16 protein-coding genes are annotated in these 17,686 nt (G+C 71.1%); 10 read left to right on the forward strand and 6 right to left on the reverse strand.

Annotated features, from left to right (window positions below):
* Positions 1-41 precede the first annotated feature (41 nt).
* The 7 genes from ACGFZS_RS21595 to ACGFZS_RS21625 all read left to right on the forward strand — a co-directional run bounded on the left by ACGFZS_RS21595 (position 42) and on the right by ACGFZS_RS21625 (position 8,851).
* On the forward strand, positions 42-527 hold the full coding sequence (locus ACGFZS_RS21595; RefSeq protein WP_393796480.1) for a hypothetical protein: 486 nt from the start codon (positions 42-44) through the stop codon (positions 525-527).
* Positions 524-1,963 carry an amidase gene (locus tag ACGFZS_RS21600; RefSeq protein ID WP_393796481.1) on the forward strand — a complete coding sequence of 480 codons (1,440 nt, stop codon included), beginning with the start codon at positions 524-526 and terminating at the stop codon, positions 1,961-1,963. Before ACGFZS_RS21595 ends, ACGFZS_RS21600 begins: the two co-directional genes overlap by 4 nt.
* Before the next feature lie 124 nt (positions 1,964-2,087).
* Positions 2,088-3,752: a CocE/NonD family hydrolase gene (locus tag ACGFZS_RS21605; protein WP_393796482.1), complete on the forward strand. Its 1,665-nt coding sequence runs from the start codon at positions 2,088-2,090 to the stop codon at positions 3,750-3,752.
* Positions 3,753-3,818: 66 nt separating this feature from the next.
* Positions 3,819-5,465: a CocE/NonD family hydrolase gene (locus ACGFZS_RS21610; protein WP_393796582.1), complete on the forward strand. Its 1,647-nt coding sequence runs from the start codon at positions 3,819-3,821 to the stop codon at positions 5,463-5,465.
* 60 nt (positions 5,466-5,525) lie between these two features.
* Positions 5,526-7,130 carry a class I adenylate-forming enzyme family protein gene (locus ACGFZS_RS21615; RefSeq protein ID WP_393796483.1) on the forward strand — a complete coding sequence of 535 codons (1,605 nt, stop codon included), beginning with the start codon at positions 5,526-5,528 and terminating at the stop codon, positions 7,128-7,130.
* A 76-nt stretch (positions 7,131-7,206) separates the two neighbouring features.
* Positions 7,207-7,845, forward strand: a complete 639-nt coding sequence (locus tag ACGFZS_RS21620; RefSeq protein ID WP_393796484.1) for a TetR/AcrR family transcriptional regulator — start codon at positions 7,207-7,209, stop codon at positions 7,843-7,845.
* 394 nt (positions 7,846-8,239) lie between these two features.
* Complete coding sequence (locus ACGFZS_RS21625; RefSeq protein WP_393796485.1) at positions 8,240-8,851, forward strand: helix-turn-helix domain-containing protein; 612 nt, start codon at positions 8,240-8,242, stop codon at positions 8,849-8,851.
* On the opposite strand, the gene ACGFZS_RS21630 is transcribed toward ACGFZS_RS21625, so the two are convergent.
* The 6 genes from ACGFZS_RS21630 to ACGFZS_RS21655 all read right to left on the reverse strand — a co-directional run bounded on the left by ACGFZS_RS21630 (position 8,842) and on the right by ACGFZS_RS21655 (position 14,590).
* Positions 8,842-9,705: an IclR family transcriptional regulator gene (locus ACGFZS_RS21630; RefSeq protein WP_393796486.1), complete on the reverse strand. Its 864-nt coding sequence runs from the start codon at positions 9,703-9,705 to the stop codon at positions 8,842-8,844. The genes ACGFZS_RS21625 and ACGFZS_RS21630 overlap by 10 nt on opposite strands.
* A gap of 179 nt (positions 9,706-9,884) precedes the next feature.
* Positions 9,885-10,907, reverse strand: a complete 1,023-nt coding sequence (dmpG, locus tag ACGFZS_RS21635; protein ID WP_393796487.1) for a 4-hydroxy-2-oxovalerate aldolase — start codon at positions 10,905-10,907, stop codon at positions 9,885-9,887.
* Positions 10,904-11,857, reverse strand: coding sequence for an acetaldehyde dehydrogenase (acetylating) (locus ACGFZS_RS21640; protein WP_393796488.1), 954 nt, complete (start codon positions 11,855-11,857; stop codon positions 10,904-10,906). Before ACGFZS_RS21640 ends, dmpG begins: the two co-directional genes overlap by 4 nt.
* The gene (locus tag ACGFZS_RS21645; RefSeq protein WP_393796489.1) at positions 11,854-12,657 is read right to left on the reverse strand and encodes a 2-keto-4-pentenoate hydratase; all 804 of its coding nucleotides are present in this window, start codon (positions 12,655-12,657) and stop codon (positions 11,854-11,856) included. Before ACGFZS_RS21645 ends, ACGFZS_RS21640 begins: the two co-directional genes overlap by 4 nt.
* On the reverse strand, positions 12,654-13,601 hold the full coding sequence (locus ACGFZS_RS21650; RefSeq protein WP_393796490.1) for a 3-carboxyethylcatechol 2,3-dioxygenase: 948 nt from the start codon (positions 13,599-13,601) through the stop codon (positions 12,654-12,656). The genes ACGFZS_RS21645 and ACGFZS_RS21650 overlap by 4 nt, the downstream gene beginning before the upstream one ends.
* The gene (locus tag ACGFZS_RS21655) at positions 13,598-14,590 is read right to left on the reverse strand and encodes a zinc-binding dehydrogenase (protein ID WP_393796491.1); all 993 of its coding nucleotides are present in this window, start codon (positions 14,588-14,590) and stop codon (positions 13,598-13,600) included. The genes ACGFZS_RS21650 and ACGFZS_RS21655 overlap by 4 nt, the downstream gene beginning before the upstream one ends.
* Before the next feature lie 101 nt (positions 14,591-14,691).
* On the opposite strand from ACGFZS_RS21655, the gene ACGFZS_RS21660 reads away from it, so the two are divergent.
* The 3 genes from ACGFZS_RS21660 to ACGFZS_RS21670 are packed head-to-tail and all read left to right on the forward strand — an operon-like array spanning position 14,692 to position 17,632.
* Positions 14,692-16,089: an SRPBCC family protein gene (locus tag ACGFZS_RS21660; protein ID WP_393796492.1), complete on the forward strand. Its 1,398-nt coding sequence runs from the start codon at positions 14,692-14,694 to the stop codon at positions 16,087-16,089.
* A complete protein-coding gene (locus tag ACGFZS_RS21665; RefSeq protein ID WP_393796493.1) occupies positions 16,086-16,421 on the forward strand; it encodes a non-heme iron oxygenase ferredoxin subunit in 336 nt (111 codons plus the stop codon). The genes ACGFZS_RS21660 and ACGFZS_RS21665 overlap by 4 nt, the downstream gene beginning before the upstream one ends.
* Positions 16,418-17,632 carry an NAD(P)/FAD-dependent oxidoreductase gene (locus tag ACGFZS_RS21670; RefSeq protein ID WP_393796494.1) on the forward strand — a complete coding sequence of 405 codons (1,215 nt, stop codon included), beginning with the start codon at positions 16,418-16,420 and terminating at the stop codon, positions 17,630-17,632. Before ACGFZS_RS21665 ends, ACGFZS_RS21670 begins: the two co-directional genes overlap by 4 nt.
* Positions 17,633-17,686: the final 54 nt, after the last annotated feature.

Raw genomic sequence — 17,686 nt, forward strand, 5'->3', positions numbered from 1 at the left:
CGGCCCCATTTTCTCCTGTTCACATGACAAGGAGGTTCTGCATGACCGCACGGACTTCGGATACGAAAATTGTCTCCGTGCCATGGGACGACGTCCCGTCGATCGTCGGAAACGACTTCCTCGGCAGCTGGTTCAGCGCGTCCACGGAACGCAATACGGCTTTCGACGAAGTGACCTATGTCCTGGACAACGCGCACGAACTGGACGGTGGGAACTTCCCCGAAGGGCTGATGGAGGGGTTCTACGTCCTGGCCCTGCTCGACCACCTCGTCAACGAGGTCGTCCACGTCGACGACCCCGGATGGAGTGGCTGGAACTACGGCCTGGACCGGGTGCGCTTCGTCAGTCCCCTCACCGTGAACGATCGGTTCAGGGTGAGGGGAACGGTCCGCGAGGTGACCCCGCGCAACGGGGGATATCTCGTTTTCCTGGAATGCGATTACGAAGTCGAGGGCCGTGAGAGGCCGGCGATGGTCGCCGAATGGCGAGTGCTGTGGACGCTTGAGACCGGAGGATCCGAGGAATGAGCAACGAGGAAATCGTCTGGATGCCGGGACACCGTATGGCGGAGGCCATCCGGAAGAAGGAGCTGTCCCCGACCGAGGCGGTGTCCGCGGTCCTGGAACAGCTGGAGAAGGTCGAGCCGCACATCAACGCGTTCGTCACGGTCGTCGGTGAGCAGGCGCTGGAGCAGGCCGCGGAGGCGGAGCGGCGGATCGCCCGCGGCGAGGAGGTGGGGCCGCTGCACGGCGTCCCCGTCACCGTCAAGGACCTGACCGAGACCGCCGGTGTCCGCACCACCTACGGCACGGCCGCGTTCAAGGACAACGTCCCGGACCATGACGCCCTCTCCTGGACCCGGCTGAAGGCGGCCGGTGCGATCCTGATCGGGAAGACGACGACACCGCCCTTCGGGATGCTCGGTATCACCGATTCCGATCTGACCGGCAGGACCTCGACCCCGTGGGCCGCGCCGACGCACACCTCCGGTGGCTCCAGCGGTGGGGCGGCGGCGTCGGTGGCGTGTGGCGTCGCCCCGTTCGCGTGGGGTTCGGACGGGGGCGGCTCCATCCGGGTGCCCGCCGCCTGCTGCGGTGTCGTCGGCATGAAGACCACGCCCAATCTCGTGCCGGTCGTGGAACGCCCCTGGGAGTCCACCGGTGTCGAGGGCCCCCTCACCCGCAACGTCCGGGACTCCGCGCTCCTCCTCGACGTCACGGCCGGCCCGGACCCGAGGACGCCGCTCAGCTTCCCGTACGAGGTGGACAGCTTCGAGGCGGTGACCCTGAACCCGTCGGTGGCGGGGCTGCGGATCGCCTACTCCCCGGACTTCGGCAGTGCCGAGATCGACCACGAGGTCCGTGCCGTCGTGGACGAGGCCGTGCGCACCCTGGCGTCCGCCGGCGGCGCGCACGTCGAGCAGGTGGAGATGAACGTCCCCGACCCCATCGACTACTTCGGCAAGATCTACGGCCCCGCCTTCGCCGCCGGGATGGAGATGCCGACCGGGTCCGGGACCTTCGGCGACCTGCCGATCCACCCCGCGATCCGGCGCAGGGCGGAACAGGGGCGCGCCATGTCGGCCATGGAGCACTTCCACGTCGAGCAGGTGACGCGGACGGAGATCCTGCAGGCGTTCCTCGGGGTGCTGAAGGACCACGACCTCCTGGTCTCCCCGACCATGCCCGTCGCGGCCTTCCCGCACCCCGGGCCGGAGGCCGGCAACACCCACGTGAACGGCAAGCCGGTCGCCGACCCGATGCTCGACTTCCACCGGATGACCGAGTCGCCGACGCACGCCATGCTGCCCGCGATCACCGTCAACTGCGGCTTCACCAAGGCCGGTCTCCCGGTCGGCCTGCAGATCATCGGGCCGCTGCGCGCCGACGCCGCCGTCCTCGCGGCGGCCGCCGCGTTCGAGAGCCTCACCCCCTGGTCCACCCGCCGCCCCCCGATCGCCTGACACACCTGTTCCGCGGGCGCTCGCCCCCGGGCGCCCGTGGAGCACACAGCGGACCCTCGGCACCTTTATTTATTGCAGTTGCTACATAAAATCCCTCCTTCCTCGACCAAGGCAGGTCAAGGCCATGAGCCCGGGCGCACCCACCGACCCCTCACCCGTACCGGACCACGCGGCGCAGTACTTCGTCCGCATGCGCGACGGCGCGCATCTCGCCACGGACGTGTATCTGCCCCCGAACGAGGCGGAACCCGTCCAGGCGGTCCTGGTCCGCCTGCCCTACGACAAGAACAGCCGCTACGTCTTCATGGAAGCCGTCGCCCGGCGCCTGACCGCACGGGGCTACGCCCTCGTCGTCCAGGACGTGCGCGGCAAGTACCGTTCCGACGGCGAGCCGATCGGTCCGCTCACCGAGGTCAACGACGGCTACGACACCATCGACTGGATCGCCGCGCAGTGCTGGTGCGACGGCCGGGTCGGGATGTTCGGCGACTCCTACTACGGCTTCACCCAGTGGGCCGCGCTCAGCTCCGGACATCCCGCGCTGCGCGCCATCGTCCCCCGCATGACGAGCACGGACATCCCACGGTTCGCGCACGTCGAGCACGGCGGCGTGATCGACGTGCCCTGGCTCCAGTTCGTCAAGTACATCGCCCAGTGCTGGACCGGTCCCTATCTCCACGAGGCCGAGCCCGACTGGAGCCGGGCACCGCTCACCGACGTCTTCGACTCCTACTTCGACGACCGCGGCGAACGGTCACTCTGGTATGACCTGATGGTCCCGGTCGCCCTGCCCGTGCCCGTCTACCACAACGGGCATCCGCACCAGGCCCGTCCCGTGCCGACCCTGCACTGCGTCGGCTGGTTCGACAACGTCGCCAACCTCTCCATGCGGGACTACACGGCCCTGACTGCCAGGCCCACCGTCGCCCCCTTCCACTACCTGCACGCCGAGGCGACGGACCACGAGAACTACCACCTCCAGGACGTGCCGATCGGGCCCGAGAGGGACCACAACACCGACGACATCGCCCTGGAACGCATGCTCGACGGCTACCTCGGCCCGGCCCTCAAGTTCTTCGACGTCTTCCTCAAGGAGACCGCCGACCCGTCCTCCTTCCCCCGGGTCCAGTGGCGCCTCGGCCACGCCGACCTCCGGGAATCGGTCTCCTGGCCACCGCCCGGCAGCCGCACCCGCACCCTCTACCTCACCGAACTCGCCCGCGCGCAGGACGGCGGGGGGACGCTGACGGACGACGCGCCCGCCCACGGACAGGTCTGCGAGTGGCGCTACGACCCCGAGAACCTCGTCCGGTCGACGAGCGTGAACTCCTTCGCCCTCCTCTTCGAGAACCCCGACGAGGCCGGCCTCAGCGAGCATCCCGACGTGCTCGGCTTCGCGACCGAGCCGGTCACGGATCCGGTGGACCTCGCGGGCCCGGTCGACCTGTACGTCCGGGTGTCGTCCTCGGCGCCCACGACCGACATCTACGCCAAGCTGTGCGACCGCGCGCCCGACGGCACCCTGCGCCAGATCGTCCGCGGGCAGGGCATCCTCCGGACCCCCGGCGAGGACGAACCCGCCCGCATCGAGATGGGCCACACCGGCTACCGCCTGCGTCCGGGACACAGCCTCCACCTGCTCATCTCCAGCAGCGACTACCCCGAGTTCCCGCCGAACCCGGGCACGGACGAGAACCGCTGGACCGCCCGCGAGCGCGTCGGTTCCCGGCAGGTGCTGCACACCGACGGCCCGCGGCCCAGCCACCTCACGGTCACCGTCCTCCCGTAACAGCACTCCACCCGCGCCGGCCGGCACCCGGCGCTCTCCTCCGAAAGGCGAGACTCCGTGAACTTCATGCGCATCTCCCCGGGCCCCGTCCCGGAGCACGCCCAGCCGGTACGGATCCCCATGCGGGACGGCACCCTGCTGGCCGCCGACGTCTACCTGCCCTCCGGAACCGAATCCGCTCCCGCTCCCGCCGTACTGATCCGCCTGCCGTACGACAAGAACGGCCTGTACTGCTTCATGCCGGAGATCGCGGCACACATCACCGCCCGGGGCTACGCGGCCGTCGTCCAGGACGTGCGCGGCAAGTTCCGCTCCGAGGGCGCCACGGAGTTCGGCATCCACGAGGTGGCCGACGGCCACGACACCGTCGGCTGGGTCGCCGGGCGGCCCTGGTGCGACGGCTCGGTCGTCATGTGGGGCGACTCCTACTTCGGGCTGACCCAGCTCGCGGCCGCCGCCTCCGGCCATCCCGCCCTGCGCGCCATCTCCCCGCGGCTCACGGGCACCGGGCTCGCCTGCATGGCGGACGAGGGGCCCGGCGCGACGACGGTGGAACAGACCAGCCGCCGCGGCTACTTCGCCACCCACTACGTCGAACAGGACACCTACGGCTGGGAGCCCGACTGGTCCGCGCTGCCGCTCGCGGACCAGTTCGAGCGGTTCTTCGAGCAACTCGGCCGCCGGTCGGCCAGTTACGACCTCGACCTGAAGGAGCCCGAGCGGCTGCGCGGCCCGGGCATCGACGACCTGGTGAACGCCCGTCCGGTGCCCACCCTGTTCACCGTCGGATGGTTCGACAACTGTGCCGTGTGGTCGTGGCCCGACATCGAACGGCTGCTGCGGCACCCGGAGTGGGCGCGCCACCTCCACCTGCGGCTCGAAGCCGTCGACCACGAGAACAACCGGCTCGTCGACGCCCCGATCACCCCGGACATGGACCCCTCGCAGTCCGCGGACGTACGGTCCCGGCTCATCCCGAGGATCCTCGACCCCGCCCTGGAGTTCTTCGACCACTGCCTCGGACGATCCGACGCCGGCCGGCCCCCGCGCGTCACCTACGAGGTCTGCGGAGAGGGCTGGCGGACGGCCGAGGCATGGCCGCCGCCCGCCGCCGACCGCCTGGAACTGCACGCGGGCGCGACGCACGACGAGCGCACGGCCCGCTTCGGCACCGAGGTACCGCCCGCCACCGGCACCGACCTGCGCTGGTCGGCGGACCCCGAGAGCCTGGTGCCCTCGATCGCGGAGAACCCGTTCGCGCTGGTGGCCGGTCTGCGCGACCTGGCCGTCGACACCGCCAGGCCCGACGTCGCCTCGGTGGACAGCGAGCCCTTCCCGGCCGGGATCGTCCTGGCCGGGCCCGTCGACCTGTACGGCACCCTCACCGTCGAGCACCGCAGCACGGACCTGCACGCACGCCTCCTCGACCTGGCGCCGGACGGGACCGGAGCCCTGATCGCACGAGGACAGGTCCGGCTCACCGGCATCGACGGGAGCACGGACTTCCGGGTCCGTCTCCTGCACGCCGGCTACCGGCTCCGGCCGGGGCACAGCCTCCGGCTGCACCTCGCGAGCAGCGACTACCCGGAGTTCCTGTTCAACACCGGGGACGGCTCCGACGCCTGGACGGCCACCGCGGCTCCGGCCTCCACCACCACCGTCCGGCTCGGCGGAGCGGACGGTCTCCGGCTGACCCTCAGCATGCTCCCGTAACCGCGCCTCACGACCCGTCAGCGCCCCACCCGCCACCCGCCTCATGAGATGTGGACTCCGATGACCGAATCCCTCAAGATCGAACTCGCCCCGCACCACCGGGACTTCCTCGACCGGACCATCCCCGACGCCCTCGACCTCGCGGCCGAGCGCTGGGGGGACCGGCTCGCCGTCAAGGCGATCGAGGGCACGCCGACCGAGCACACCTGGTCCGAACTGCGCGAGCTGATCACGCGGGTCCGCTCCGGGCTGGAGGCCACCGGTGTCGCTCCCGGCGACAAGGTCGGCATCATGCTCGGCAACCAGCTCGAATTCCCCCTGACCTGGCTCGCCCTCATCGAAGCCGGTGCCGTCGCCGTGCCGCTCAACACCAAGTACACCGCACGCGAGGTCGACTTCATCCTCGGTGACGCGGACGCCACCTGGCTGGTCGCCGAGAGCGAGATCGTCGAACGCCTGGCGACGGACGGCGCGGTGGGCCCGGTCCGCCTCGACCGGGTGATACCGGTCGGCGCCGCCGTGGCCGGGACCGGGCCGGTCTTCGCCGACCTCAAGGCCGCGGACATCACCCCGCGCACCCACCGGGCCGGCACCCTGGACGTCGTCAACATCCAGTTCACCTCCGGGACCACCGGCCTGCCCAAGGGCTGCCTGCTCACCCACGAGTACTGGACCGAGTTCGGCGTCTACTCCAGCGCGCTGTTCGACGACCCGCAGCGCCTCCTGGCCGACCACCCCTTCTACTACATGCAGAACCAGGCGTACTTCATGATCGCCCTGGCGGGCGGCGGCGCCCTGTACCTCACCAAGGGGCTCAGCCGCCGCAAGTTCATGGGCTGGCTGACCGATCACGAGATCGACTTCGCCTGGCTGGACGACTTCATGCTGGAGGAGCCGGCCCGGGCGGCCGACCCGCGACTCGCGATCCGCAAGGCGCCGATCGCCGGGCTGTCCGCCAAGGCCCACGTCGGCCTGGAGAAGCGCTTCGACCTGCTGGCGCGCGACTGGTACGCGAGCACCGAAGCCGGCAACGGGACCTTCGTCCCCTGGGAGCGCACCGACCTCACCGGCACACCCACCATCGGTCTGGCATGGCCCACCCGCGAGACGAAGATCATCACGGAGGGCGGAGCGGAAGCGGCCCCCGGCAGCGCCGGGGAACTGTGCCTGCGGGGCAAGGGCATGATGCTCGGCTATCACAACCGGCCCGAGGCCAACGCCGAGCTGTTCCTGCCCGGCGGCTGGTACCGCACCGGAGACCTCGTGCGCAAGGATGCCGAGGGCCTGCACTACTTCGAGGGCCGCATCAAGGACATGGTCAAGCGCAGCGGCGAGAACATCTCCTGTGCCGAGGTGGAACTCCACATCATGGAGCTGCCGCAGGTACTGGAAGCCGGAGTGGTTCCGGTCCCGGACCCGGACCGGGGCGAGGAGGCCAAGGCGGTCGTGGTCCTCCAGGACGGCGCGACCCTGACCGCGGAGCGGGTCGCGGAGTGGTGCCGGGAGGGACTCGCCGCTTTCAAGGTGCCCCGCTACGTCGAGTTCCGTGACCGGCTTCCGCACACCCCGAGCGGAAAGATCGCGAAGTCGGTTCTCCGTTCGGAGCCCGAGCCGTTCGGCACCGGCGTGGTCGACCTGCGTCCGCCGGCCCCCGGAAGGGACTGACCGCCGAGACGTCCGCCACCACCCCGACTTATAGTGACCGATATACATCGGAGAAGGGGCAGACACCATGCCGCGCGTGGTCGACAGGGAACAACGGGTCCGGGAGATCGTCGAGGCCACGCTGGCCATCCTCGGCGAACAGGGCTACAAGGAGCTGACCCTCCGTAATCTGGCCCAGCGCATGGGCGGCTCCATCACCCTGATCACCCATTACTTCGCCAACCGCGACCTGCTCCTGTCCGGGGTGCTGGAGGTCGTCCTCGACGACGCGAGGAAATTCAGCGAACAGCTGATGTCGATCGAGGACCCCCATGACCGGCTGCGCGCCGTCATGCTCTGGTTCCTCCCGCTGTCCGAGGTCGAGGTGCGCAATGAGCGGGGCCGCATCAGCCTCGTCGCGCACCAGGACGCCTCTCCGGCCATCCGCGACTGGCTGGACGAGATGGAGGTCGCCATGCGGTCGGTGCTGGCCAAGGCGGTGTCGGACTTCGTCGAACCCGACGAGCGCGATGCCATCGTGGACCAGATGCGGGTGTGGGGGAGCGGCATGGTGCTCTCCGTGGCCGAACACCCGGAAATCTGGACACCGGAGCGGCAGCTGGAGGCACTCGAACGCTTCCTCAACGCGTTGAGGCTGACCGCGAACATCCGGCCGACCCCGGGCGCGGCCCGGGCGCGGGCAGGCAGAACGGCGGCCCCCGCGACGGACGAGTGACCCTCCCGCTCCCCGGCGCTGCCGAGCGGCAGCGCCGGGGAGCCGCGAGCGGGGGCTTTGTCCTCGGCCGCTCTGTGCCGTCCTGCGGCCGCCGGCATGCCCGCGCCGCGGGACTGCCGGCGGCTCACCAGCACACGGATCCCTGTCTCTGCACCCCCGATGCGCATCAGACGCACAGTCCCGCTCTTTCACCGTGCCCCTGGACCATCACCTGGGCGGACGGCAGTCTTCCCGACCATGCCGAAACCCAGCGCAAGCCGGTGTCGGCCCGTTGCCGGTCCGGCGGCTGCTCTGTAGCCAGACGCCGGTGGAGGTGGTGAACGTACACCTCTGAGCAGGGTCGATGAAGCGGGCAGGTGTCCTCGGGTCGGCGGGCTGGGCCTAAAGTGGGGGCGTGTCCTCAGGAAACGCCGTGGTGGCGCGCAACATGCGCCTTCTCAGAGAGCAGCGGGGTCTGTCCCTGGCCGAACTGGCCCGGCAGGCGGGGCTGGCGAAGCAGACCCTGTCCAAGCTGGAGCAGGGGACCGGCAACCCCACGGTGGACACGCTGTTCTCCATCGCCGCCGCCCTCGGCGTGCCCGTCACCCGGCTGGTGGCGGAGCGGGAACAGGTGATGACCGTGCAGCGCGCCGACGAGGTCGTCTGGCAGGACCACGGGAGCTACGAGTCCCGTTCGCTGGACCACATCTACGGGTCCGGTGTCATCGAGAACTACCTCGTGCGCATCGCCCGCGACCCGCAGGGCGCGGTCAAGCCGTCAGAGGCGCACCCGGTGGGAACGCTGGAGCACCTGTACGTGATCAGCGGCCGGGTCCGGGTGGGGCCGGTCGATTCCCCCGTGGAGCTGTCGGCGGGCGACTTCGTGCGCTACCCGGGGGACCGCCCCCACGCCTACGAGTCGCTGGAGGGCGAGAGCGTCGTCCACGTGGTCGTCAGTGTGCCCCGGGTGCAGCCGGGTACGGGTGGCGTCAACCTCGCCCGGACGCACGGCAACGGTCAACGCTGAAGCGCGGACCCTGCGGACCCCGCCGGTCCCGCGGTCTCCTGCCGGGACCGGGCCGCGAGGACGGCCCTGGATGCCTCGTGGGCCACGCGGCGCAGGGCCGGGGTGAAACGGGCGGGGTCGAAGCGGGCGTCGGCGCCCGCGATGGAGAGGGCGGCCACCGGCCGGCCCGCCGCCCCCATGATCGGTACGGCCACACAGGCCAGGCCCGGGGCGGCCTCCTGGCGGTCGTAGGCGACGCCGTCCTGGCGGATGCGCCGTAGCACCGCACGGAACCGGACGGGGTCCGAGAGGGTGTGCGGGGTGCGGGCGGGCAGCCCCTCGGCGACGGCCGCCTCCGCCATGTCGTGGTCGAAGGCCAGCAGAGCCTTGCCCACACCCGTGCAGTACGCCGGCAGACGTGCGCCGACCTGCGAGGGGGAGCGGGCCGCGCGATGGCCGTGGATCTTGTTGACGTACACGATGTCGGTACCGTGCAGGACGGCGAGGTGCACGGTCTCGTGGGTCAGCTCGTACAGGTCCGCGAGGTGCGGCATGAGGACGTCCCGCAGCAGCGGCGGGGTCGGGCCGTAGGCGCGGGTGCCGATGTCGAAGAGCTGGGAGCCCAGCCGGTAGTTGCTGCCCACGCGTTCCACCAGGTCGTTGCGGTGGAGGATGCCGAGCAGCCGGAACGCGGTCGACTTGGTCAACCGGGTGCGCCGGGCCAGCTCGCTCACACCGGCCTCGCCGTCCATGTCCGCGAGCGACTTGAGCAGGACGAGGGCTTTGTCGACCGCGGTCTGCTGCTCCGCCACGGGGCCGGAGAAGGGCTGCGGTACGGGCTTGGCTTGCGCCGAGAGGGGTGAGGGCACGGGCATGACGGGCTCCGGTTGCATTCCAGGCGGCCATTTCGATGGACGCACGTCCAATGTAAATGACTGCTACGGCGATGTAAACGCAGAGCCGAACCGACCGGAGTGACCGTGACCACGGCAGCGGGCGGGGAGACGACCGACCTCGTCTCCCCGCCCCGGTGGTCAGGACTTCGCGCCGCCTCTCACGCTCCGGCCGTGGCGGGCCGGAGCAGGTCCAGCGCGATGTCCACGATCATGTCCTCCTGGCCGCCGACCAGCCCCCGCTTCCCGACCTCCAGCAGAATGCTGCGGACATCGATGCCGTACTGCCGTGACGCGGTTTCGGCGTGCCGCAGGAAGCTGGAGTAGACCCCGGCGTAGCCGAGGGTGAGGGTCTCGCGGTCGACCTGGACCGGGCGGTCCTGCAGCGGTCGTACGAGATCGTCGGCCGCGTCCTGGAGTGCGAAGAGGTCGCAGCCGTGCTGCCAGCCCTGGAGGTCGGCCACCGCGACGAACGGCTCGATCGGGCAGTTGCCGGCGCCCGCGCCGTGCCCGGCCAGCGATGCGTCGATCCGGGTGACGCCCGCCTCCACCGCGACGACCGAATTGGCCACGGCCAGCGAGAGGTTCTGGTGGGCGTGGATACCGATCTGCGTCTCCGGGTCGAGGATGTCGCGGTAGGCGCGGACGCGCTCACGGACGCCGTCCATGGTGAGCCGGCCACCGGAGTCGGTGACGTACACGCAGTGCGCGCCGTACGACTCCATCAGCTTGGCCTGCTCCGCCAGCTTCCCGGCCGGGGCCATGTGACTGAGCATCAGGAAGCCCGAGACGTCCATGCCCAGTTCGCGGGCGGTGCCGATGTGCTGGGCGGCGACATCGGCCTCGGTGCAGTGGGTGGCGATGCGGATGGACCGTACGCCGAGCGAGTAGGCGTGCTTCAGCTCGGCGATGGTGCCGATGCCGGGCAGCAACAGCGTGGTGAGCGTGGCCCGTTCGAGGACCGACGCGGCGGCCTCGATCCACTCCCAGTCGGTGTGGCTGCCGGGTCCGTAGTTCAGGGAGCCGCCCGCCAGGCCGTCGCCGTGCGCCACCTCGATGGCGTCGACACCGGCCGCGTCGAGGGCGGCGACGATACGGCGCACGTCGGTGGGCTCGATGCGATGCCGTACGGCGTGCATGCCGTCCCGGAGGGTGACGTCCTGGACGTACAGGTTCGTGGTCATGCCCGGTCCCCCTGGCGTGTGTGCTGGGCGATGCGCTCGGCGGTGCGCAGGGCGGCCGAGGTCATGATGTCGAGGTTGCCCGCGTAGGCGGGGAGGTAGTGGGCGGCGCCCTCGACCTCCAGGAACACCGAGACCCGGGTGGTCACCTCGGGCGCGTCGGCGGGCAGCAGGGTGTGCACCGGCTCGTCCGGTGCTACGGCGGTGAACTGGACGTCCTGCTTGAGCCGGTAGCCGGGAACGTACTTGGCGACCTCCGCGACCATGTCGGCGACGGAGGAGCGGATCGCGTCCCGGTCCGCGTCGCCGGTCAGGCAGAAGACCGTGTCCCGCATGATGAGCGGCGGTTCGGCCGGGTTGAGGACGATGATCGCCTTGCCGCGCGCGGCTCCGCCGACCTTCTCGATGGCCGACGAGGTGGTCTCGGTGAACTCGTCGATGTTGGCGCGGGTTCCGGGTCCGGCCGACTTCGACGCGATGGAGGCGACGATCTCGGCGTACGGGACCGGCGTCACGCGGGCCACGGCGTGCACGATCGGGATCGTGGCCTGGCCGCCGCAGGTCACCATGTTGACGTTCTCGGCGTCGAGGTTCTCGTCGAGGTTCACCGGCGGGACGACGAACGGGCCGATCGCGGCGGGGGTCAGGTCGACGAGCGTCTTGCCGAAGGGCTTCAGGCGCTCCGCGTTGGCGATGTGGGCCTTGGCCGAGGTGGCGTCGAAGACGATGTCGATGTCCTCGAACCCGTCCAGGGCGATCAGGCCGTCCACCCCGTCGGACGTTGCGGGGATGCCGAGCCGTCGGGCGCGGGCGAGACCGTCGGAGTCGGGGTCGATGCCGACCATGGCCGCCATCTCCAGCGTCTCGGAGAGGCGGATGACCTTGATCATCAGGTCGGAGCCGATGTTGCCGGAGCCGATCACGGCCACCTTGGTCTTCTTCACCGCAGTCATGACGGGTCCTTCTCGCTGAACGTGGCGGAGACGGTGCCCAGGGCGGAGATCTCCGCGAGGACGGTGACGCCGGGAGTGACGGCGGCCATCGGGCCGAGCGCACCGGACAGGACGACCTGCCCGGCCCGCAGCGGCTCGCCGTAGGCGCGGGCGGTACGGGCCAGCCACAGCAGGGCGTTGAGCGGGTCGCCGAGGCAGGCGGCGCCGTCGCCCTCGGAGACCAGGACGTCGTCGAGGTACATCCGCATGGTCGCCGCGCGCGGTTCGAACGCGTCGAGCGACAGGCGCGCCTCCCCGAGGACGTACAGCCCGCTGGAGGCGTTGTCGGCGACCGTGTCGGTGAGGGTGATGTCCCAGCCGGCGATGCGGCTGTCCACGATCTCCAGCGCGGGTGCCGCGAAGGCGACCGCGGCGCGCACGTCCGCCGGGGAGAGGTCGTCGCCGTCCAGGTCCGCCGCCAGCACGAAGGCGATCTCCGCCTCGGCCTTCGGCTGCAGCAGCCGGGACATCGGCACCTCGGCGTGCGCGGAAACGTCCATGTCGGTGAAGAGCACGCCGAAGTCCGGCTGGTCCACGCCCAGTTGACGCTGCACGGCGGGGGAGGTGAGGCCGATCTTGCGGCCGCTGACGACGGCACCCTCGGCCAGCCTGACATCGAGGAGACGGCGCTGGACCTGGTAGGCGCCGTCGACGTCGACCGTGCCCAGCAGATCGCGGACCGGGGCACAGGGCTTCCGCTCGGCCGTGGCCGCGAGCAGCCGTTCCGCGGCGACCCCGATCGCCGTTTCGCGCTCGGTCATCGGTTCGGCTCCTGTTCTGCCGTGGCCACCGCGAAGCCGGCGATCCACTCGGGGATGGGTGCGTAGAAGCGGGAGGTCATGCGGTAACCGCCGGTCGCGGCGAGGGACGCGAACGCGGCGATCCAGGTGCGGACCTCGTGGGCCGAGCCGCCGCCCTCGGCGCCCATCCACTCCACGGTCCAGCCGTCCACGTCGCCGAGCCGGCCGCTCTCCAGCGTGTCGAGCACATGCGTGTCCCAGGCCGGGTTGATCGGGATCATCCGCGTCGATCCGGCCGCGTAGTCCCGGCCCGCCTGGACGACCCGCTCCTCGCCCCGGGCCCGTTGTTCAGGGGTCGGTGGGTGGCCCTCGATCAACGCGTCGGCCACGCGCGGCGGGGCGCCGTCGAGCACCGGCACCGGAGGATCGTGCGAGAGACCGCCGGAGCCGAGGAAGAGCACGCGGCGGTCCAGGCCGGCCGCCGCCTCGCCGATCGCGGCACCGAGGGCGCGGATACGGCTCACCGGCCCGAGCGGGGTGGCCACCCCGTTGACGAAGACGGGCACGACCGGGACCTTGTCGATGCCGCCGAAGAGCACCTCCAGCGGCTGGACGAAGCCGTGGTCGACGGTCATCCGGGCGGACACCGTCAGGTCGACGCCCCGGTCGAGCACACCGCGGGCGAGGGCACGCGCGGCCTCCGCGTCGACCGACAGCGGCCCCGCCGTGGAGCCGAAGTCACCGACCGCGTCGGCCGCCGTCGCCAGGCAGAAGGGCGGCATCTCCTTGTAGAAGAAGCCGTTGTAGTGGTCGGGGGCGTACAGGACGACCAGTTCGGGGTCGAAGGCGCGGACGAAGGACCGAGCGCTCTCGACGGCCTCCTCGACGGCGGCGAGGACCTTCGGAGCGGGGTCGTTCTTGCCAATGAGCGGGGAGTGGGACAGGCCGACGGCGGTAGCGGTCATGACGGCTCTCCTTGCGGGGCGGGCGGGTGGACGACGAGCTTTCCGGTCAGCCACCCGTCGATCATCAGCTGGAAGCCCTTGTGGATCTCGTTGAGCGGAAGCGTCCGGTCGATGACCGGGCACACACCGGTGGCGTCCATGAGCTTCAGCAGGCCGACCAGTTCGCTGCGGGTGCAGCCGGTCGAGCCGAGGACGCGCTGCTGGAGGTAGAAGATCCGGCCCAGGTCGGCGGGCGGGTTGGTGCCGCTGGTCGCACCGGCGATCACGATCGCGCCGCCCGGGCGCAGCGACTTCAGCGAGTGGGACCAGGTCGCTTCGCCGACCGTCTCGATCACCACGTCCACCCGTTCGGGCAGCCGCTCCCCGGTCGGTACGGCCTTGCGCGCGCCCCAGGACTCGGCCTGCGCCCGTTTCTCGGCGCTGCGGCTGGTGGCGTACACGACCGCCCCGGCGGCCACCGCCAGCTTGATCGCGGCCGAGGCGACCCCGCCCCCCGCGCCCTGCACCAGCACCCGGTCCCCGGCCCGGATCCCGGCCTGCGTGAAGAGCATGCGGTACGCGGTGCCCCAGGCGACCGGCAGACAGGCGGCCTCGTCGAAGGTGAGCCACTCCGGCTTGGGGATCAGGTTGCGGGTGGGGACGGACAGGTACTCCGCGAAGGCGCCGTCGTGCTGCTCGGAGAGCAGGGCGCGCCCCGGGTCGAGGGTCTCGTCACCGAGCCCGCCGTCCGGATCCGCGAGCACGGGGTGGACGAGGACCGCGTTGCCGTCCTCGTCGTAACCCGCCGCGTCGCAGCCCAGGACTATGGGCAGCCGCTCGGGCGGATGGCCCACCCCACGCAGGGTCCACAGGTCGTGCATGTTGAGGGAGGAGGCGACCACGCGGACGACGGACCATCCGGGGCGTGGCTCGGGCTTCGGGATCTCTCCCAGGACGAGCCCCGACAGCGGGTCCGTGGCGCTCTGGGAGATGGCGGTTGCGGCAAGCATGCGGCCACGCTCTCCCGGAGGCGGCGACCTCCGACAGCGCGTGTGCCGCAGGACGGCACGACCGATGGCACACCCTTTCGCCGGTGCTGTTGCCTGTGCCCATGACCTCGACGAACGATCCCAAGGGCGCTGCCACGGCGGCACCGCGCGGGGCGCTGCGGCGCCCCGCAGACCTGGCACGGAACCTCGACGTCTCCGGGCTCGTCGACACCGAGGGCGGACTGCTGGACCGCGTGATCTTCACCGACCAGCAGCTGTACCGGCAGGAACTGCGCCGTGTCTTCGCGCCGAGCTGGCTGTTCCTCGCGCACACCGACCAGTTCCACAAGCCGGGCGACTTCTTCACCACGTACATGGGCGAGGACCCGGTCATCGTGACCCTGGACCGCGACCGCCGGATCCGCGCCTACCTGAACTCCTGCCGCCACCGGGGCGCCCGCGTGTGCCGCGCGGACTTCGGTACGACCCGCAACTTCACGTGCACGTACCACGGTTGGTCCTTCAACCTGGACGGCTCCCTGGTGAGCGTGCCCAACAAGGAGGGCTACCCCGCCGACTTCGAAGAGGGACAGTGGGGTCTGGTCGAGGTCCCGCACGTGGAGACCTACCACGGCCTGGTCTTCGGCACCTGGAACCCGGACCCCGTCCCGCTGCGCGCGTCGCTCGGCGACATGGCCTGGTACATGGACGCCATGCTCGACCACGACGACCAGGGCACGGCCGTCGTCGGCGGCGTCCACAAGTGGGTCCTGGAGGGCAACTGGAAGCTGGCGGCCGAGCAGTTCGCCACCGACTGGTACCACGTGAACATGAGCCACGCCTCCGCGCTCATGCTGCTCGCGCCGGCCGGCAAGAAGCCCAAGGACGAGGTCGTACACCGCACCGGCCGCCAGTTCTCCGACGCGAACGGCCACGGCGCCGGCTTCCCGGTCCACCCCAGGAACCGGTTCGACGCCCAGACCGTGCACCAGTGGACGGACTACGACGCGTTGCGCGCACGCCTCGGCGAGGCCCGCGTCGAGGGACCGCTGACCAACGGCCACGCCACCGTCTTCCCCAACTTCTCCTACCTCCCCGTCAACGGCTCCATCCGCGTCTGGCACCCCAAGGGCCCGGACCGCATGGAGGTGTGGGCCTGGACCGTCGTCGACAAGTCCATGCCGGAGGAGGTCCGCGAGGCCCAACGCCTCTACAACCTGCGGACGTTCGGACCCAGCGGGATCTTCGAGCAGGACGACGGCGAGAACTGGAGCGAGGTCCAGGCCGTCGCGAACGGCTTCATCACCAACGGCGTCGCGCTCAACTACCAGATGGGTCTCGGCTCCGAACGCGAGGACGGCCGCCACCCCGGCAGGACCAGCGAGCTGTACAGCGACGCCGCGGGCCGCGCCTTCTACGGGCGCTGGCGCGAACTGATGAACACCCCTGCCTGGCACGAGACGTCGCACGAGACGTCGCACGAGACGTCGCATGAGACTTCGCACGAGGAGCAAGCATGAGCAACGGCATCCGCGTCGCGGCCCTGGACGACATCCCGCAGGGCGAGGGCATCGCCGTCGACAAGGCGGTCACCGGCACCGACGACCACATCGCCCTGCTGCGCGACACCGACGACACCGTGTACGCGCTCGACGACACCTGCACGCACGAGACCGCCTCCCTGGCCGACGGCTGGGTCGAGGACGGGTACGTCGAATGCCCGCTGCACTCCAGCAAGTTCTGCCTGAAGAGCGGTGAGGTCCAGGGCCTGCCGGCCACGAGGAACGCCTGCCCGCACCGCGTCGAGGTACGCGACGGCGAGGTCTGGCTCTTCCCGGGGGAGGCACCGTGACCGAGCGTGTGGTGATCGTCGGCGGCGGCGTGGCGGGCGTCAGCACGGCCGCCGCGCTGCGGTCGGGCGGCTTCGACGGCGACCTCACCCTCGTCGACGCGGGCGACTTCCCGTACGACCGGCCACCCCTGTCGAAGGACTTCCTGGCCGGCACCAAGGACATCAAGCAGATCGCGCTGCAACCGCCGCAGTGGTACGACGACCAGCGGGTACGCCTCATCAACCGGACCGCCGTCACCGCGCTGCGCCCCCGGGACGCGTCCGTGGAGCTCCCCGACGGGCGGCTGCTGCCCGCCGACCTGGTCGTCCTGGCCACCGGCGGCGGCGCGGCCCGCCCGCCGATCCCCGGCATCGACAGCGACCGCGTGCATGTGCTGCGCACGGCGGACGACGCCGACCGGCTGCGCCCGGCCCTCGCCCCCGGTGCCCGCGTCCTGGTGGTCGGTGCCGGCCTGATCGGCGCCGAGGTCGCCTCGACCGCCGTACGCCTCGGCTGCCAGGTCGACCTGGTCGACCCGGTGGCCGTCCCGCTGGCCGCCGTCCTCGGCCCGGAACTCGCCTCCTGGCTGCACGACCTGCACGCCCGGCACCGCATCACCACCCTGCGGGCCTCGGTCGAGTCCTTCACGGAACTTCGAACGGGCATCGAGGTGCGGCTGACCTCGGTCGCCGAACCGCGGCTGTACGACGCCGTCGTGCTCGGCGTCGGCATGGTGCCGTGCACCGAACTCGCCCAGTTCGCCGGTCTTGAGGTGGACCGCGGCATCGTCGTCGACGAACGGCACGTCACCTCGAACCCGGCCGTGCTCGCCGTCGGCGACCCGGCGCGCGTCCGCCGGGACGGGGCGCTCCTGCCGCGGACCGAGCACTGGGAGGCCGCGCGGCACGACGGCGCCCGGGCGGCCGCCACCCTGCTCGGCACCGCACCGCCGGAGCCGACGGTGCCCTGGTTCTGGACGGACCGGCACGCACGCCACGTCGAGGCGGTCGGCCACCTGGACACCGCCGAACACACCGTCGTCCGCGGTGCCTTCGACGACCCGCCCTTCGCGGTCTTCGGCCTGCGGGACGGCCTGGTGGTGGCCGCGGCCTCGGTCGACGACCCGTCCGCCGTACGCGCCGCCCGCCGCATGATCGACCGTCGGATCCCGGCCGACGCCGCCCGGCTGGCCGACCCGTCCGTGAAGCCGCGCGACCTGCTGCGCGGCTGACGTGCCGCCTGGCGGCACGGCCCCTACAGGTCCGGCCCGAAGAAGGGATCGAAC

Source organism: Streptomyces sp. NPDC048288 (genome assembly GCF_043201555.1).
In the GTDB taxonomy this organism is placed as follows: domain Bacteria; phylum Actinomycetota; class Actinomycetes; order Streptomycetales; family Streptomycetaceae; genus Streptomyces.

What these genes read in the sequence shown, in the direction of transcription:
- ACGFZS_RS21595 (WP_393796480.1), top strand. Translation starts at nt 42, where the DNA reads ATGACCGCACGGACTTCGGATACGAAAATTGTCTCCGTGCCATGGGAC.
- ACGFZS_RS21600 (WP_393796481.1), top strand. Translation starts at nt 524, where the DNA reads ATGAGCAACGAGGAAATCGTCTGGATGCCGGGACACCGTATGGCGGAG.
- ACGFZS_RS21605 (WP_393796482.1), top strand. Translation starts at nt 2,088, where the DNA reads ATGAGCCCGGGCGCACCCACCGACCCCTCACCCGTACCGGACCACGCG.
- ACGFZS_RS21610 (WP_393796582.1), top strand. Translation starts at nt 3,819, where the DNA reads ATGCGCATCTCCCCGGGCCCCGTCCCGGAGCACGCCCAGCCGGTACGG.
- ACGFZS_RS21615 (WP_393796483.1), top strand. Translation starts at nt 5,526, where the DNA reads ATGACCGAATCCCTCAAGATCGAACTCGCCCCGCACCACCGGGACTTC.
- ACGFZS_RS21630 (WP_393796486.1), bottom strand. Translation starts at nt 9,705, where the DNA reads ATGCCCGTGCCCTCACCCCTCTCGGCGCAAGCCAAGCCCGTACCGCAG.
- dmpG (WP_393796487.1), bottom strand. Translation starts at nt 10,907, where the DNA reads ATGACCACGAACCTGTACGTCCAGGACGTCACCCTCCGGGACGGCATG.
- ACGFZS_RS21640 (WP_393796488.1), bottom strand. Translation starts at nt 11,857, where the DNA reads ATGACTGCGGTGAAGAAGACCAAGGTGGCCGTGATCGGCTCCGGCAAC.
- ACGFZS_RS21645 (WP_393796489.1), bottom strand. Translation starts at nt 12,657, where the DNA reads ATGACCGAGCGCGAAACGGCGATCGGGGTCGCCGCGGAACGGCTGCTC.
- ACGFZS_RS21650 (WP_393796490.1), bottom strand. Translation starts at nt 13,601, where the DNA reads ATGACCGCTACCGCCGTCGGCCTGTCCCACTCCCCGCTCATTGGCAAG.
- ACGFZS_RS21655 (WP_393796491.1), bottom strand. Translation starts at nt 14,590, where the DNA reads ATGCTTGCCGCAACCGCCATCTCCCAGAGCGCCACGGACCCGCTGTCG.
- ACGFZS_RS21660 (WP_393796492.1), top strand. Translation starts at nt 14,692, where the DNA reads ATGACCTCGACGAACGATCCCAAGGGCGCTGCCACGGCGGCACCGCGC.
- ACGFZS_RS21665 (WP_393796493.1), top strand. Translation starts at nt 16,086, where the DNA reads ATGAGCAACGGCATCCGCGTCGCGGCCCTGGACGACATCCCGCAGGGC.